Here is a 15,431-nt window from a genome sequence, read left to right on the forward strand (position 1 = left end):
CATGTACAGGATCTTTAGCGCCAACCAATTGAAATAGATATAAAAAAGGCTTCGTTTGTGATCTAATTTTATCGCCAAACAAAATCAACACGCGCGAAGCCTATGACCATTATTAATGCTAATCACTATCTGGAGCAACTCCTGGCTCCCGCCGCACTCGAGCGCATTGCTCGGCTCTGCAAGTTTTGTCTGCGTCAGCGCGCCATTACCCCTGCCATGCTCGTACCTGCACTGTTGCGGGCCATGGGGGGCGACCAGGTCAATGACATTGCCAGCTTACACCGTCATTTCAATGCCTTGCAGCTGACGAAAGAGCATCAGGTTTCTTACAAACCGTTTCACAATCAGCTGCGTAAAGAGAGCTTTGCCCTGTTTATGAAAGCGCTGGTCGAACGGGCCATCGCCTTGCGTATCGACCATCAACTCAAAGCGGCCTCCCTCGGCGCGTTCAAGCAGGTGTTATTGCACGATGGCACCTCCTTCGCGGTGCACCGGCGTCTGGCGGCTGACTTTCCCGGCCGGTTCAAGACCATCAGTCCGGCGGCTATCGAGTGCCATATGACCATGTCTCTGTCGGAGCAGAGCCCACTGTGCATGAGTGTGTCTGCCGATACCGCAGGGGAGCGGCAATTTCTCCCTGAGGCTCACAAGCTGGCCAACTGCCTGCTGCTGGCTGACGCGGGTTACATTGACAGGGCCTGGTTTGAGCAGGTGAACGACGCTGGCGGATTTTATCTGGTGCGAGGAACGCAAAGCCTGAACCCCAAGATAATCCAGGCCTGGCGCGGTGATGGGCGGGAAGTGCCAAAACTGGCGGGACTGTCACTGAAAGAGGCAGGACGGCGGCGCTGTCGGGCCGAGGTGCTGGATATGGTGGTGAAGTCCGGCAAGGTCGAGTACCGCTTGATCCGACGCTGGTTTGCCGAGGAAAAGCGGTTCTGCTTGTGGATGACCAACCTGCCGCGAGCGGCATGGTCAGCAGAGCAGGTGATGAGCCTGTATCGCTGCCGTTGGCAGGTGGAGTTGTTATTTAAAGAGTGGAAATCGCACAACCGGCTCAAGGGGTTTGTGACGGGGGAGAAAGCCATCGCCGAGGGATTGGTGTGGACGAGTTTGCTGTCGCTGGTGATGAAAAGGCGGGTCGCGCAGAGTGTGATGACAGGGAAGCTATCGATGTTGAAAGCGTCAAAGAACAGTACGACATGGTGGTTGCCGCTATTGGAAGCAGTGGCCCATAGAGCGCTGACAGAAATAAGGGAAAGACTGGAATGGGCAGCTGATTATTTGGCCAAGAACGCTTGCCGAACCAAGCAGAGAAAATCGATACAGAACAGGACCTTGGAAGGAGTTTTAAAGGGACTCAACGCTTAAGGTCCTGTACATGTACAGCCATTACGGAAATAGTTACGCATACTCGTTTATCCTCTTTTTGCACCTACAATGACACGGGCAATAGCGCCCAGTTTTAAACCCAAAGCCCAAATAACAATCCCAGAGCTAAAGGCAATTCCCACAACCGATATATCGAATTGGAACCAATTAGATATATCGGTGAGTTTGGTGTGCTCCTGGACAGTCAGGAGCACGTATTGACATGAATCCCCCTCTGAAAGGCGGGTATATCCTTCGGAGGTAATATCTAGGCAAATCATTATTGCGCCCTCGTCGTCGGTCGCTGCGCGCCCTCGCTCCTCCTCCTCGTTGGCGCTGGTTGTTTACAGAGGCTTTTTAGATGCTTGGTAGCCGACGACAACGTTACGGGTCGGATTCTGGGGATCCGCTTCCAGAATAAGGTCAATCGCCACCAACTTGGGGCAATCAGCCATCTCCTTGATAGTGGGCGCATCATTGCGCAGGGACAACTGGCGAACTTCATAGCCCCAGGAGTTGATATTGCACTCCGGCTTGTTGACGTTGTTTGCCGGAGCCAGGTATTCGACCTGGGCAAAGTCGTAAGGCACCGGAGCGCCAGACTTGCGTGAAACACCGTAGCCATGGGTCACGCGAGTGACCAGCACACTGGACAAAATAGACATAGTTATTACCTCGTTGAAGAACCTTGGTTAGGTCGAAAATACAGGCAGCTCGTCCAAGTCAGGAGGGAGCGGCATTCTTAATCGCGCCGGAATATCACTTTCTTCCAGGTGCGCAGTTAATTGGTTAACAATCTTCTCAGGCGATAATCCCTCGATGTTCGCTAACCAATTAACAAGGCGACCCGCCATGCGGGACATATTAAATACAGCGTTGTCCCTGGACGTTTTGAACTTGTTTTTAAAGGTGGTCAGTCTGACGGGCTTTATTTCCGCTTCCTGGATAGCAGCCAGCCATTTATCAAATTGCGGATACATCCCCGCAAAATAGGGGTCTGGGTTTACCAGGACGTCCAGCGGGATAATGCGGTCCTTATTGTGCAGCTCGCCTTCGGCGCGCACCCAATTCGGATACTCTGCCGACTGCATCTGTTTGCCCTTTTCGTATACCCGGGCGCACTTACCGTTGATGCGGCTGCCCACGTAGAACGAGCAGCCCTTGGTCGGTACCATGCCAAAGCGCTTGGCGATGCCCTTGGCAACCTCGGTGATCACGAACTCACCCGATTCAATCTTCATCCAGGACGGAGCGCGGCCCCGCTGGGGATGGAACTCGCCGGCTTCCGCGCCGGCAATGGCACCCTGGTAGGTGATGTGCTCGCCGCTGTAGTCATCCAGGGCGAGATCCACCCGTGTGATGCGCACGCCTGGAATGTGAGAGATAACATCATGCAAAGCCTGGAAATCCAGGGCGGCACAACCCACACCGGAAAAACTCACCATGCAACCATGGTTTGCCGCACCCCAGCCAATCAGGCCGCAGGGGATGCCGTCACACAGCAGGTCCGCCGAGTTGGCGTAACCGTGCAGGCCAGAGCGGCGAGGGCACATCGTGAAGCGCGGCTCGGGGATGGGGACACCAATGCGGGTATTCAGCTCCTCTAACCACAGCTCCAGCTCGTTGCAGCAGAGGGCATCCAGGAACTGGACGCCGTAGCAGTCGATCAAGTCGTTGTAGGCTTCCCAATACTTGGCACCCTCGACAACCTCGAACTCGGAGAACTTGAGCAGGGCAGTGCAGACCGCCTTCAACTCCTTACGAATGTCGGCACGGGCCTTGTAACCGGAATGCAAAGCACGCTCCATCATTTCGGTCATGGATAGCGTCACGACAGGGGCAGGGGACTTAGGCACCCCCTGGAGGCTTAACCGCTCAGTGGTCTTGTCATATTCAACCGTTGGGGTAGGGGAGACCCCCAGCCGTTCGGCCTTGCCGCACAGGCGTTCTGTCACCTTGTCAAAACGGGCGAGGGGAGCGAAGCCAACCGGACGCTTCCAGAGATAACGCAGCCCCTCGACAGGGGGTTCAGAAATGGCCGCTTGCAGGGCCTTCACCTTGGTATCGAAGCGCGGGATAGCCTTCAAGAGCGCACCTTGCTTGGCAAGCTCCTTCATCTGGATCAACTCGGTCGGCGCCCAGGTGAAGGACAGATAGTCGATCAGGGTTTTGTTGCCGATAACCCCATTTATCGGCATCACGGAGTTATGACCAGTCATCGAAAAACACTCCCTGGTCATAGAAGCCGCGCCACGTGTCCTCGGTGACCTCCACCAGTTCGAACACGGTATCGGGGTACGTCATCGACAGATAGACCCGCAGCTCATGCAGGTCGCGGAACATCTCGACCTGACCCGCGATGCAGGCGGAGTAATCGCCAGTCGGCTCTGCCTGCCAATAGACCTTGCGCTCGATGAGCGCAGGCAGATCCGGGTTTTGTGGGCTAGAGTGGGTCATAGGTTAGTCAGCAAGCTAATGAACTGACTACATTAGGTCAGTTAATTAGCGCACTGACAACCGAGGCATTTGGGCAGAAAATGAGTATGATGGGCCGATTGTCTAACCACTCAGGAGACAGAAACATGGACTCTAAAGCGCTTATTCAAGCCTATATGAGGGCCAAAAAGTTTAGCCAGTATCAGCAAGTTGCTGCCGAGCTTGGTTTTACCAAGTCACATATCTCCAGCCTCACCACTGGGAAGATGCAACTTACTGATGCCACTGCAAAAAAGATTGCCGAGGAAATCGGCCTAGACGTCCAAGAAGTGCTGATAAGTCTGGCGGCAGTCAGGGCCACGGATCCCGAGCTGAAACAGGCTTGGTACGATATCCTGGCGAAGTATTCGAAAGGAGCTGGCACGGCGGTAGCCCTTGCGGCGGCTGTGTTTCTGTCTCCACTGAGCGGGCCTGACCATACCGCGCATAATGTATATTATGTTAAATGAAATATCTTGGTATTCTGTCACCCTCAACCGAACTGTGTATAATGGTGGCAATTGATCCTATCCCCGACCGGATGTCTTAAGTGGCTGAATTAACATCAGAACAATTAAAACCCGCTTTCTCGATTGAGCAGTTCCCCACACTTGGCGAACTCGACCCCATTCCGTTTGCCGCCCTGCAACCCAGAGCGATTTCGGGTATCAAACGGCTGGCCAGTTTTGATGGTGACTGCCCGGTCATGATCCTCAACGGTTTCCCCGGTGCAGATTACGAGAATGTCTGCCAGACCCTGATCGCCTCTTCGAATGGCAAGGATGGCGACCTGTTCGATCTCTGTTATACCGAGAATCTCAACAACCCTTTCAAGCCCATCTGGCTGCGCCTGCAACCGGGCTCGGGTTTCGAGTTCTGCGAAATGGTCGGTGAGCTGCTCAAGCTGATGAGCCACCATCTCGACGCCGAGCGGCTGGTCACCCGGATCATCCGCAAACAGAACAACGACCCCAAGATCGTGGATTTCCTCTCCGATCTGGCCGCCCATGTCGCCCAGGGCCTCGAGTTCCAGCACCCGGTGCTCATCAACCTGCTGATCCATCATGAGGATCAGCAAGCCCCTGTCGTCTACGGCCGTGACCTGAACTGGGATACCTTGTTCGGTTCCATCAACTATCAGACGGAACAAGGCTCCGTTTACGCCAACCAGCACCTTTTGGAACCTGGTCTGCTGCGGGAAGCCAACGGTGGTTACCTGATACTGCAGCTTGATGAGCTGCTGGATCAGCCTCATCTCTGGTTCAAGCTCAAGAACGCCATGCAAAAAGGCGAGCTGGACTGGAATGCCTATCAGGAAGGCAAGACGCTGACGCCGTTCTTCACCCCGGAGGCGACCCCCATCCGGTTCAAGTTGATCCTGGTCGGTGACAGGCTGGACGTGGCGGAATTCCAGATGCTGGACAGGGACATGGCGGAGCGCATCTTCCTGCGTGCCGATCTGGTCTCCGAAGTGAACATCGAGGAAGATCTCCCCGCCTTCCTGCAATATCTCGCCTGGCTGCGAGCGCGCTGGGCGCTGCTGGATTTCACCCCAGGTGCCCTCCTCGCCCTCTGTCGCCATGCCAGCCGCCTGTGTGACCACCAGGAGTGGCTATCCCTCTCCGAGGTACAGCTCGGCGCCATCATGCGCATGGCCGACAGCCTGGCCCGCGAGCTGGAAGCGATCTGCGTCACTGACGAACATATCCTGCTCGCCCTGGAAGAACAGGATTACCGCCTCAACTATCTGGTGGAGCAATCGGATCAGGGTGTCATCGACGGCCAGATCCTGCTGCAGACCGACGGTGAAGAGGTTGGCCAGATCAACGGGCTTTCCGTCATCCAGGTGGCCGGCCATCCCTATGACTTCGGGGAGCCGGTACGCCTCACCGCGACCGTCCACCTCGGGGATGGCGATGTTGCTGACATCGAGCGCAAGGCGGAGCTCGCCGGGCACATTCACGCCAAGGCCATGATGATCATCCACGGCTACCTCTCCAACAAGTTCGGCGCAGAGAACCCCTCGCCGCTCTCGGCCAACCTGGTGTTCGAGCAGTCATACCACGAGATCGATGGTGACAGCGCCTCCCTGACCGGCCTGTGTGCCCTGCTCTCTGCCCTCGCCCGCCAGCCCATCTATCAGCACTTCGCCGTGACTGGTGCGGTCGACCAGTTCGGCAATGTGCAGGCCGTTGGTGGCGTGAACGAGAAGATTGAGGGTTTCTTCCGGGTGTGCAAGATCCACGGCCTCACCGGCAAGCAAGGCATTCTGCTGCCCGGCACCAACGCCCAGCAGCTCAACCTCTCTGATGAAGTGATCGCGGCAGTAGAGGCCGGCCAGTTCCACATCCACCCGGTGGATCACGTGGAAGAGGCAATCGAGCTGCTCACCGGCTGCGTCGCTGGCGAACCGGACATGCCGGATACCCTGTTTGGTCGCATCCAGGAGAGACTTGACGAACTCAATGGCACGGCAACCAAGAGTGGCGGCCTGCTGCGCAGCCTGCTGGACCGGCTGCTTGGCCGTTAAATGAAGTGATCGGAGTTGTTTGGCGAACATCTGTAAGCTAAATTGGCCCGGCTTTGACCCATATGAAGGATAAACAGCGTGACCCTAGATAACGACACCACTGATCCCCGCCTCTCCCTGTGCGAACAAGGCAAAGAGTCCTTTACCCGTGAAGAGCTGCTTGCCTGCAGCCGTGGCGAATTATTTGGTGAAGGTAACAGCCAGCTGCCCGCCCCCAACATGCTGATGATGGATCGCATCGTCAAGATCAACGACCATGGCGGCGAGCACGGCAAGGGTGAAATCCTGGCTGAACTCGATATCACGCCGGATCTCTGGTTCTTCGACTGCCACTTCCCCGGCGATCCCGTCATGCCCGGCTGCCTGGGCCTGGATGCCATGTGGCAGCTGGTCGGCTTCTTCCTGGGCTGGAAAGGGGGTCCTGGCAAAGGACGTGCGCTGGGTGTAGGTGAAGTCAAGTTCACCGGCCAGATCCTGCCGACGGCCAAGAAGGTCACCTACAAGATCACCTTCAAGCGCGTCATCAACCGCAAACTGGTCATGGGCATTGCCGATGGCGTCGTGGAAGTGGATGGTCGCCCCATCTACAGCGCCACCGATCTGAAAGTGGGCCTGTTCAAAGACACCACCGCATTCTGATCCTGCTCCTGGGTGAGCAGAGCAACGTAAAGGGGCCACGATGGCCCCTTTCCTTTTGTAATGTAATGAGTGATGAAGTATCGGTTACTTCATGAAGAGGCCTGAGCCTCGCCCTTCCATGGCATCGCGCCAACCACCAAGCCAATGGCCCCTGGCATCCAGGCACTGGTACGGACACGCTTCTTTCTGTTTGCCGACTACGCCAGCCTGATAACCACGAGCACGAGCTCTTTCCAGACGGTCCCGTTTTTGTCTCTTCATCATCTACGACCCTCTTCCGTGGAACAAAAAAAGCGACCAATTTTTCATCGGTCGCTTTCATCTTTACCCCAGGGGGTTGGCAGGGTCAAACAAAAAATTTCATGCTATCCGGTCATTGTGACACAAGACACTGAACCGCATTAATTTTTAGTGACACAACTTTTTAGCGCTGGAAACGGCGCAGCCAGGCGAATGGCAGGGCCAGCAGAGTCAACCAGAACAGGCTGCCACCACCGCTGCCGCCATCCTGACCGGTCTGGTTGTTGACCGGTGCGTTGGCGACCACATAACCGGCCGGATCGTTGTTCTTGTAGTCGGTCACGACCGGTGCCAGCTTGACGCTGACCACGGTAGCGTTGGTGCGGTTGTTCAGATCGCTCTCGCTGTTGTAGCGATAGGCGGTTGCGGCCACAGTCCCATTCTCGCTGATGCCGCTGGCATAAGCGATGTGGTAGTAGTAACCGTTCTGGGCACACTGTTTGGCACCCGCATCATCCAGACCGCAGATGAGATCGTTCAGGTACCAGTTGTTGCCGGTCGCCGCGTTGAGCAGGAAGCCTTCCTGCATGCGGTTGGTGCCGTTGACCACGGGTTGGGTCTGATGACGGGAGTCACGCCAGCCAACCACCATGTTGTGGTTGTTGATGGCGGCCGCTTCCGAGCCGGAGCCGCTGAGCGGCTTGTCCTGCAGGGAAACCACGGCGTTGGTGGTCGGCGTGTTCAGGTTGAACACGAACATCTCCACCGGGCGGTTCTGGCCCTTGTTGATACGATAGAGCTGGTTGCCGACCACATAACCGTTGTCGTTGACCCCCACGGCCCAGCTGTGTTGCAGCTTGGCGTCATCCTTGCCGGGCTCGCCTTCGGCCAGCGGGATGATCTGGGTGGTCCCTACCTTGCTGCCATCCAGATCCAGTGTCCAGTAGGCGGCCAGGTTGCGGCCATCCAGGTAGTTGGTGCCGATCTCGCCGGTGGAGGAGTACCCTACCCCATACAGCGTGCCGTTGAATTTGCCCACGCCGAGCGCGGAAGCGGTCTGCACCACTTCGTTGCGGCCCCGGGCATACTCGTTGGCCTGCAGCAGCTTGTTGAAGGTACCGGTACTGTTGACCAGCCAGAAGCTCGCCTGGGTGTTGAGGCCCGGGCAGTAGCGGTAGTCACCGTATTGGCCGTCGTTGCCGGCAAAGCACCAGTTGTAGGTTTCGGAGTTGACGGCGATGTTCTTGCCGGTGGCGGCGGTACCGGTCACCAGATACTGGCCGTTGTCCAGCTTCTTGATGCTGGTCGGCACGCTCAGGCTGTGAGTGCCGGCGCCATCCTTCAGCTCGACGGGGTTGCCCTCCTCGACCACGGCAAAGGCGGTACGCACCTTGCCACTCATCTTGTAGCCCGCCCGGGTGCCGGGTACGTCACCCAGCGCGGTCACCAGACCGTCGGTCTCGCCCAGTTGCACGTAACCTACGTTGTTGCGCTGGTCGACACCATCGAGGAAGTCACGACGCCACTGGTAGGCGAAGTTGCTGTTGTCGTTCCAGAAGGAGTTGCAGACCGAGTTGGAGAGCATGCAGCCCTGCTCGAAGCGGAAGCGGTCAACCAGGAAGTCGGCGAAGCGCACGGTCGAGAAGTGCTCGGCCATGTTGTTCTTGGTGTTGATCCCGATGAGCCCGTTGCCGTCGCCGCTGATCCCGCTGGCGTAACCCTTGTCGGACGCATCGACAATGGTGAAAAAGGGACTTTGTGCCGCCTGGGCATTCAGGCTGGCGCTGACCAGAATGGCCAGCATGGATAATTGCTTTTTCATCTACTTCCTTAGTCCTGATGTTTCAACGCTTCCAACTCCTCCCAGCGGGAGAAGGCTTGTTCCAATGCCGCCTCTGCGGCATTCAGGGCATCCAGTTTGGTCTGGGTTTGCTCCGCAGGCAGGGAGAAGAAACCGGGGTGGTTGATCTCCGTCTGCAGGGCATCCAGCTCCGCCTCCAGCTGTTCCAGCCGGGCTGGCAGATTATCCAGCTCCAGCTGCAACTTGTAAGAGAGTTTCTTCTGTTTTGCCGCGACCGGCGCCTGCGTCACGACAGGCTCTGGCGCCTTGCTCTGGGGCTGCTTCACCGCCTGCTGTGCGGCCAGCTGAGACTGCTGCTGGGCACGGGTGGCCGTCATGTCGGCATAGCCCCCCACATAATCACTGATCCGCCCATCCCCTTCAAACAACCAGCAACCGGTCACGGTATTGTCGATGAAACGACGATCGTGGCTCACCAGCAGCAGGGTACCGGGATAGTCCGCCAGCAGCTCTTCCAGCAGTTCCAGCGTTTCGACATCCAGGTCGTTGGTTGGTTCATCGAGGATCAGTAAATTACTGGGCTTCAAGAACAATTTGGCCAACAGTAAACGGTTTTTTTCGCCCCCTGACAAGGCTTTCACCGGGGTGCGTGCCCGTTTTGGCTCAAACAGGAAGTCCTGCAGGTAGCCGAGGATGTGACGGGAGCGGCCGCGCACCATCACCTCCTGCTTGCCTTCGCCCACGTTGTCCACCACCGTCTTCTCGGGGTCGAGCTGCTCGCGGTACTGATCGAAATAGGCCACTTCCAGGTTGGTGCCCTGACGCACCGAGCCGCGGGTTGCCTCGAGCTGGCCGAGCAGCAGCTTGATCAGGGTCGACTTGCCACAGCCGTTGGGGCCGACCAGCGCAATCTTGTCGCCACGCAGCACCTGCAGATCCAGCCCCTGAAACAGGGTGCGATCGCCAAAGTCGAGACCCAAGCCTTCACTTTCAAATACCAGCTTGCCGGAGCGGCCCGCCTCGTCCAGCTGCAGCTTGGCCTTGCCCTGCAGCTCACGGCGCTGGGTGCGCTCCATGCGCATCGCCTTGAGGGCACGCACTCGTCCCTCGTTGCGGGTACGGCGGGCCTTGATCCCCTGGCGTACCCACACCTCTTCCTGGGCCAGCTTGCGATCGAACTCGGCATTTTTCAGCTCCTCGACCCGCAGCCACTCCTCCTTGCCCTGCAGGTACTCGTCGTAGTTGCCGGGCCAGGAGGTGATCACGCCGCGGTCCAGATCGATGATCCGGGTCGCCAGCTTGTGGATGAACTCCCGGTCGTGGGAGATGAAGACGATGGCACCGCGAAAATCCTTGAGAAACTCTTCCAGCCAGTTGATGGCATCGATGTCCAGGTGGTTGGTCGGCTCGTCCAGCAGCAGCAGATCCGGATCGCAGGCCAGCGCGCGGGCCAGGGCCACCTTGCGCAGCCAGCCGCCAGACAGACTGTCGAGCGTCACATCAGGGTCGAGATCAAGCAGTGTCAGCACCTGATTGATGCGGGTCTCGTACTGCCAGCCGTTCTGATAGTCGAGCTGCTCCTGCAACTGGCTCATGGTGCGAATGTTGGCATCGGAAGGGTCGTGCGCCAGGGCGTGGGAGACATGGTGGTACTGCTTGAGCAGCTCCCCTACCCCGGCCAGCCCTTCTGCGGCGTAATCGAACACGGTGATCTCGCTCGAGGCGGGCGGATCCTGCTCGAGGCGGGTCACTTTCAAATCTTGTTGCAACACCAGACGGCCGTCGTCCAGCGGCAGTTCGCTGGCAATCACCTTCATCAGGGTAGACTTGCCCGCCCCGTTGCGACCCACCAGACAGAGGCGCTCGCCCCGCTCTATGGTGAGCTCGGCATGGTCGAGCAGCGGAAAATCACTGAACGACAGGGACGCGCCGTGCAATGTCAAAAGAGCCATGTTTGTTCCTTGTTGCTTATGAAAAAACGGGCGGCAGCGTGAGTCTGCCCCCGTTTTGTCGTCAAATCCTGCTCACCCCTGTGCCAGCCAGCCTTGCAGCTCTCCCAGGGTGAAAGGCCAGCCCAGCTCCCGGCCGGCACTGTCTTGCAGCACCGGGATGCGCACCCGGTAAGCCTCGAGCCAGGCCTCCTCCTCCAGGATGTCGCAGCGGCGGGTCTGCGCGGCCATCCCGGCCTGTTCCACCAGCGCCCACGCCTGTTCGCACAGGTGGCAGCCGTCGGTGTGAAACAGGGTCAGCATCAGCCTTGTGCCTCGGCGTGGGTGATGATCCAGCAGTTGTGGATATGCTGGTTGCGCTCGAAGTCCTTGGGCCGGGTCTTGTTCGTGATGTTCTGCGCCTTGAGACCGATGGCGTCAAGGCCGGCCAAGTCCATCTTGAAGTGGCGCTTGTTGTTGGAGAAGACCAGGGTGCCGTCCGCCGCGAGCAGGCGCTTGAGGTGCTGCATCAACAGCAGGTGATCCCGCTGCACGTCGAAGCTCTCGTCCATCCGCTTGGAGTTGGAGAAGGTGGGCGGATCGATGAAGATGAGGTCGTACTGCTCGTCGGCTTCCGACAACCACTTCAGACAATCCGCCTGCACGAACTTGTGCTCGCGGCCCACCAGCGAGTTGAGGCGCATGTTGTCCTGGGCCCAGTTGAGGTAGGTGCGCGACATGTCCACCGTGGTGGTTTCGCGGGCGCCGCCGAGCCCCGCGTGCACGGTGGCACTGCCGGTGTAGGCAAAGAGGTTCAGGAAGCGCTTGCCCCGAGCCATCTGGCCCAGCATGCGGCGGGTCTGGCGGTGGTCGAGGAAGAGGCCGGTGTCCAGATAGTCGTAGAGGTTGACCCAGAGGCGTGCACCGTACTCCTGCACCTCCATCCGGTGCTGCTCTTCGGAGAGCTTCTGGTACTGCTGTTTGCCTTCCTGGCGCTCGCGCACCTTCAGGATCACCTTCTCGCCGTCCATGCCGGTCACCTTGATGGCGGCCTGCACCATGTCCAGCAGACGCTGGCGGGTCTTCTGGGCGGGAATGTCCTTGGGCGCCGCGTACTCCTGTACCACCAGATAATCCTGATAGCGGTCGATGGCAGCGTTGTACTCCGGCAAGTCCGCGTCATAGAGGCGGTAGCAATCGAGGTTCTCCTTGCTCGCCCATTTCTCGAGGGTCTTCAGATTCTTGCGCAGACGGTTGGCAAAGTCCTGGGCCACCTCTTTCTGGGAAGCAACGGCATCGAGGGCGATCTGATAGTTGCGCAGCTGGCACTCGAGGGCGCCGTTGAACAGGCGATACTGCTTGTCGGCACGCAAGCGCAGGCAGCTCAGGAGTTCGGGAGAGGCGGAGAGAATGGTGACCTTCCACCCCTGGAAGCCGCGGCGCAGGGCATCGCCAAGGGCCTGATGCACTTCCAGCAACGCCGGGAACTCCCCAAGACGCTCGCCATAGGGCGGGTTGGAGATGAGCATGCCGACCTGACGGCTCTCTCCTTCCACAGCCGGCATCGGCAGCGGATTTTCCAGCTTGGTGACATCGGCCTGCTTGAAGGTAATGAGATGGGCCACGCCGGCGGCCTTGGCGTTGTCACGGGCCTTCATCAGGACCCGGGTATCCGCATCGCAACCGAACAGCTTCACCTCGCAGCGCTGCATGCCGCGCTTGGCACGCACCTGGGCTTCCATCATCAGACTCTGCCACAGTTCACCATCGTGTTGCAGCCAGCGATCGAAACCGAAGCGCTCACGGCGCAGCGCAGGCGCCATGTCGGCAGCGATGAAGGCCGCTTCAATCAGCAGGGTACCGGAGCCGCACATGGGGTCCATCATGGGCTCGCCAGCCCAGCCGCTGCGGGCAATCATGGCCGCAGCCAGGTTCTCTTTGAGGGGCGCCTCGCCGGTGCCCTGGCGATAGAAGCGCTGGTGCAGCGCCGGGCCTGACAAGTCCAGCGTGATATTGGCCTTGCCTTTGCCAAGGTGCGCCATGATGCGAATGTCCGGGGACTTCTTGTCCACATCCGGGCGCACATGACTGCGCTTGGTGAAGCGATCGACGATGGCGTCCTTGATCTTCAGGGCGCCGTACTGGGTATTGCGAATGGAGGCGTTGGTACCGGTAAAGTCCACCGCGATGGTGGCGGTACCGGAGAAGTGCTCCTCCCAGGGAATGGTATGAGCTCCGAGGTAGAGGTCCAGATCGTCGTTCATCTGGAACTCGGAGAGCACCAGCACGATACGGGAGGCAAAGCGGCTCCACAGACAGGCCTTGTAGCCGATGGCCAGTTCGCCCTTGAAGTGGACGCCGGCCACGGTCTCACGGACCTGCTCCGCACCCAGATTGGTCAGCTCGACGGCCAGCAGGTTTTCCAGCCCCTTGGGGCAGGTTGCAAAAAATTCTTTCATCACGCTCACGGGGATGCCATAAAAATAGTGCCGCATTATACCTTATCGGCCCGCACTCGGCACTCGAACCTTGGACAAAGGTGCCATATAAACGGCAAGAGGCGCGGCAAACTCTCTCCTCCCCCTTGCGGGCGACAGGATCCCGCTCTTGGCTGGCAGCGGTCTACCATCACATTCGTAAAGAATTCGAAAATCTTGCCCGGGCCAAGCAGAAAACGGTCGTGACGACCAGACGAAGGAGAAAATACAAATAATGGAACAAGAGAGAGACTTAGCGCTTAAATATCAGACCAATATAGCAGGCCTATAACGGACTTATTCGTCGCCATATAACGGCCCCGTCGTCAGCCCACTTCCCGATATTGTGTCTGTGCCCGGACTCTGGCTTGCATCCGGTTATTCATCACCTTGATCACGGCAAAGCGCGGCAGCGTCTTGCTGTTGGTCAGCACCAGCTCGTCGGTCAGGTTCAGGCAAACGCTCGCCTGATCGCCGGCTTCGATGACCATGAATTCCCCCCGACCGTGGGGCGTATCCATCCATACCAGGGATCCCATCTCTGGAATAACATGAGCCTGCTGTTCATGAAAGAACCAACTTTGCGGCATCAGGGGTTTATAAAAACGGCTGACGGCGATGGCATTGAGGACCAGCTGGACCTGGTGGGGCGTACTCCAGTCGAGTTCAGCGGCCTTGTCCATCAACTGGTAATAGAGGGCGGCATCATCCACACAAAAAGGCTGGGTGGTGAAAGAACAGGGAACAAGTTGCCGACCTTTATATTCGGTGGCAAATATCATGCGATCGGACAAATCCAGCATCAGGCGATCATCCTGAGCGTCATAATGCCACTGCCAATTGTCATTGGGTTGAATACACATGGTGGTGCCCTTATCTAAGCCGTCCCTCGACTTTATTCCATGTCGAGAATTTGAGCAACGTTAAATAAGGGCAACCGGTTATTTTTTAAATATGGGTAACGATCTCTTTGACCAGACTCGGCCCTTTATAAATAAAGCCGCTGTAAATCTGGACAAGACTGGCACCCGCCGCCAGTTTTTCCCGAGCCGCCATGGCGCTGTCGATACCACCCACACCGATAATGGGCAGGGCGCCGTCGAGGGCCTTGGCCAGGTGGCGGATCACCTCGGTGCTCTTGTGCTGGAGCGGACGACCGCTAAGCCCGCCAGCCTCTGCGGCATGGGGCATGTCATATATCATCTCCCGCTCCAGGGTGGTATTGGTGGCGATGACACCGTCAATACGATTCTTGATCAAAGAGGCGGCTACCTGATCTATTTCATCGAGTGACAGATCCGGGGCAATTTTCACGGCCAGCGGCACATACTTTTTATATTTCTCGGCCAGCTCCTGTTGACGCTGTTTCAATGCGGCCAGCAGTTCATCCAGTGCATCGCCATATTGCAATTGACGCAGACCCGGGGTGTTTGGCGAGGAAATATTGACCGCAATATAACCGGCGTGGTCATACACCTTGTCCATGCAGAGAAGGTAATCATCCTTGCCCTGCTCGATGGGGGTGTCCTTGTTCTTGCCGATATTGATGCCGATCACCCCCTGATATTTGGCCTCTTTCACCTTGGCCACCAGGTGATCGACTCCCTTGTTGTTGAATCCCATGCGATTGATGATCCCCTCGGCCGGGATCACCCGGAAGAGACGTGGCTTGTCATTGCCGCTCTGGGGTCTGGGGGTCACGGTACCGACCTCGATGAAACCGAACCCCATGGCGCCGAAGGCATCGATGCACTCCCCGTCTTTATCCAATCCCGCGGCCAGGCCCACCGGATTGGCAAAATTAAGCCCCATGACGGTGACGGGGCGTTTTGGCAGGGTGTTGCGGAAGAAACAATCGAGCGGTGTACCGAGAAGGCGGGGCAAATATTTGATGGAGAGATCGTGAGCCTGCTCCGGATTGAGTTTGAACAGGAAATGCCTGGCGAGTGGGTACAGCATGCTTGCTCCTT

Annotated in this window: 14 protein-coding genes; 4 read left to right on the top strand and 10 right to left on the bottom strand. The window is 57.9% G+C overall.

Annotated elements, in window-relative coordinates; translation table 11 throughout:
- Positions 1-102 precede the first annotated feature (102 nt).
- Entirely contained in the window at positions 103-1,371 is a 1,269-nt protein-coding gene (locus tag AB5Y64_RS09155) for an IS4-like element ISAeme3 family transposase (RefSeq protein ID WP_041205731.1), read from the top strand.
- 344 nt (positions 1,372-1,715) lie between these two features.
- Here the strand turns inward: AB5Y64_RS09155 and AB5Y64_RS09160 are convergent, their stop codons facing one another.
- From AB5Y64_RS09160 to AB5Y64_RS09170, 3 genes are read right to left on the bottom strand one after another with little or no spacing between them, the layout of a single operon-like run.
- Complete coding sequence (locus AB5Y64_RS09160) at positions 1,716-2,036, bottom strand: hypothetical protein (protein WP_039040801.1); 321 nt, start codon at positions 2,034-2,036, stop codon at positions 1,716-1,718.
- Positions 2,037-2,063: 27 nt separating this feature from the next.
- The gene (locus AB5Y64_RS09165) at positions 2,064-3,590 is read right to left on the bottom strand and encodes a replication initiation factor domain-containing protein (protein WP_368203657.1); all 1,527 of its coding nucleotides are present in this window, start codon (positions 3,588-3,590) and stop codon (positions 2,064-2,066) included.
- Positions 3,577-3,828: a hypothetical protein gene (locus AB5Y64_RS09170; protein WP_128342418.1), complete on the bottom strand. Its 252-nt coding sequence runs from the start codon at positions 3,826-3,828 to the stop codon at positions 3,577-3,579. The genes AB5Y64_RS09165 and AB5Y64_RS09170 overlap by 14 nt, the downstream gene beginning before the upstream one ends.
- 125 nt (positions 3,829-3,953) lie before the next feature.
- On the opposite strand from AB5Y64_RS09170, the gene AB5Y64_RS09175 reads away from it, so the two are divergent.
- From AB5Y64_RS09175 to fabA, 3 genes are all read left to right on the top strand, one after another.
- Positions 3,954-4,316, top strand: a complete 363-nt coding sequence (locus AB5Y64_RS09175) for a helix-turn-helix domain-containing protein (protein WP_324042009.1) — start codon at positions 3,954-3,956, stop codon at positions 4,314-4,316.
- Between the two features lie 80 nt (positions 4,317-4,396).
- On the top strand, positions 4,397-6,376 hold the full coding sequence (locus AB5Y64_RS09180) for a Lon protease family protein (protein WP_029314542.1): 1,980 nt from the start codon (positions 4,397-4,399) through the stop codon (positions 6,374-6,376).
- Positions 6,377-6,454: 78 nt separating this feature from the next.
- Positions 6,455-7,015 (top strand): 3-hydroxyacyl-[acyl-carrier-protein] dehydratase FabA, encoded by a 561-nt coding sequence (fabA, locus tag AB5Y64_RS09185; protein ID WP_010674758.1) that lies wholly within the window; start codon positions 6,455-6,457, stop codon positions 7,013-7,015.
- A gap of 84 nt (positions 7,016-7,099) precedes the next feature.
- Here fabA and rmf read toward each other — a convergent pair whose 3' ends face one another.
- The 7 genes from rmf to pyrD all read right to left on the bottom strand — a co-directional run bounded on the left by rmf (position 7,100) and on the right by pyrD (position 15,420).
- Positions 7,100-7,276 (bottom strand): ribosome modulation factor, encoded by a 177-nt coding sequence (gene rmf / locus AB5Y64_RS09190; protein WP_010674759.1) that lies wholly within the window; start codon positions 7,274-7,276, stop codon positions 7,100-7,102.
- A 163-nt stretch (positions 7,277-7,439) separates the two neighbouring features.
- On the bottom strand, positions 7,440-9,077 hold the full coding sequence (locus tag AB5Y64_RS09195) for a DUF3466 family protein (RefSeq protein WP_017788056.1): 1,638 nt from the start codon (positions 9,075-9,077) through the stop codon (positions 7,440-7,442).
- Positions 9,078-9,085: 8 nt separating this feature from the next.
- Positions 9,086-11,008 carry an ABC transporter ATP-binding protein gene (locus tag AB5Y64_RS09200; RefSeq protein ID WP_368203658.1) on the bottom strand — a complete coding sequence of 641 codons (1,923 nt, stop codon included), beginning with the start codon at positions 11,006-11,008 and terminating at the stop codon, positions 9,086-9,088.
- 72 nt (positions 11,009-11,080) lie between these two features.
- On the bottom strand, positions 11,081-11,308 hold the full coding sequence (locus AB5Y64_RS09205) for a glutaredoxin family protein (RefSeq protein ID WP_039040794.1): 228 nt from the start codon (positions 11,306-11,308) through the stop codon (positions 11,081-11,083).
- Positions 11,308-13,479, bottom strand: coding sequence for a bifunctional 23S rRNA (guanine(2069)-N(7))-methyltransferase RlmK/23S rRNA (guanine(2445)-N(2))-methyltransferase RlmL (rlmKL, locus tag AB5Y64_RS09210; RefSeq protein WP_279955896.1), 2,172 nt, complete (start codon positions 13,477-13,479; stop codon positions 11,308-11,310). Before rlmKL ends, AB5Y64_RS09205 begins: the two co-directional genes overlap by 1 nt.
- Before the next feature lie 308 nt (positions 13,480-13,787).
- Entirely contained in the window at positions 13,788-14,324 is a 537-nt protein-coding gene (locus AB5Y64_RS09215; RefSeq protein WP_041211431.1) for a cell division protein ZapC, read from the bottom strand.
- An 85-nt stretch (positions 14,325-14,409) separates the two neighbouring features.
- Positions 14,410-15,420, bottom strand: coding sequence for a quinone-dependent dihydroorotate dehydrogenase (gene pyrD, locus AB5Y64_RS09220; protein ID WP_010674765.1), 1,011 nt, complete (start codon positions 15,418-15,420; stop codon positions 14,410-14,412).
- Positions 15,421-15,431 lie beyond the last annotated feature (11 nt).

The sequence above is a fragment of the Aeromonas sp. R5-1 genome, from assembly GCF_040908265.1.
Taxonomy (GTDB): Bacteria; Pseudomonadota; Gammaproteobacteria; order Enterobacterales; family Aeromonadaceae; genus Aeromonas; species Aeromonas caviae.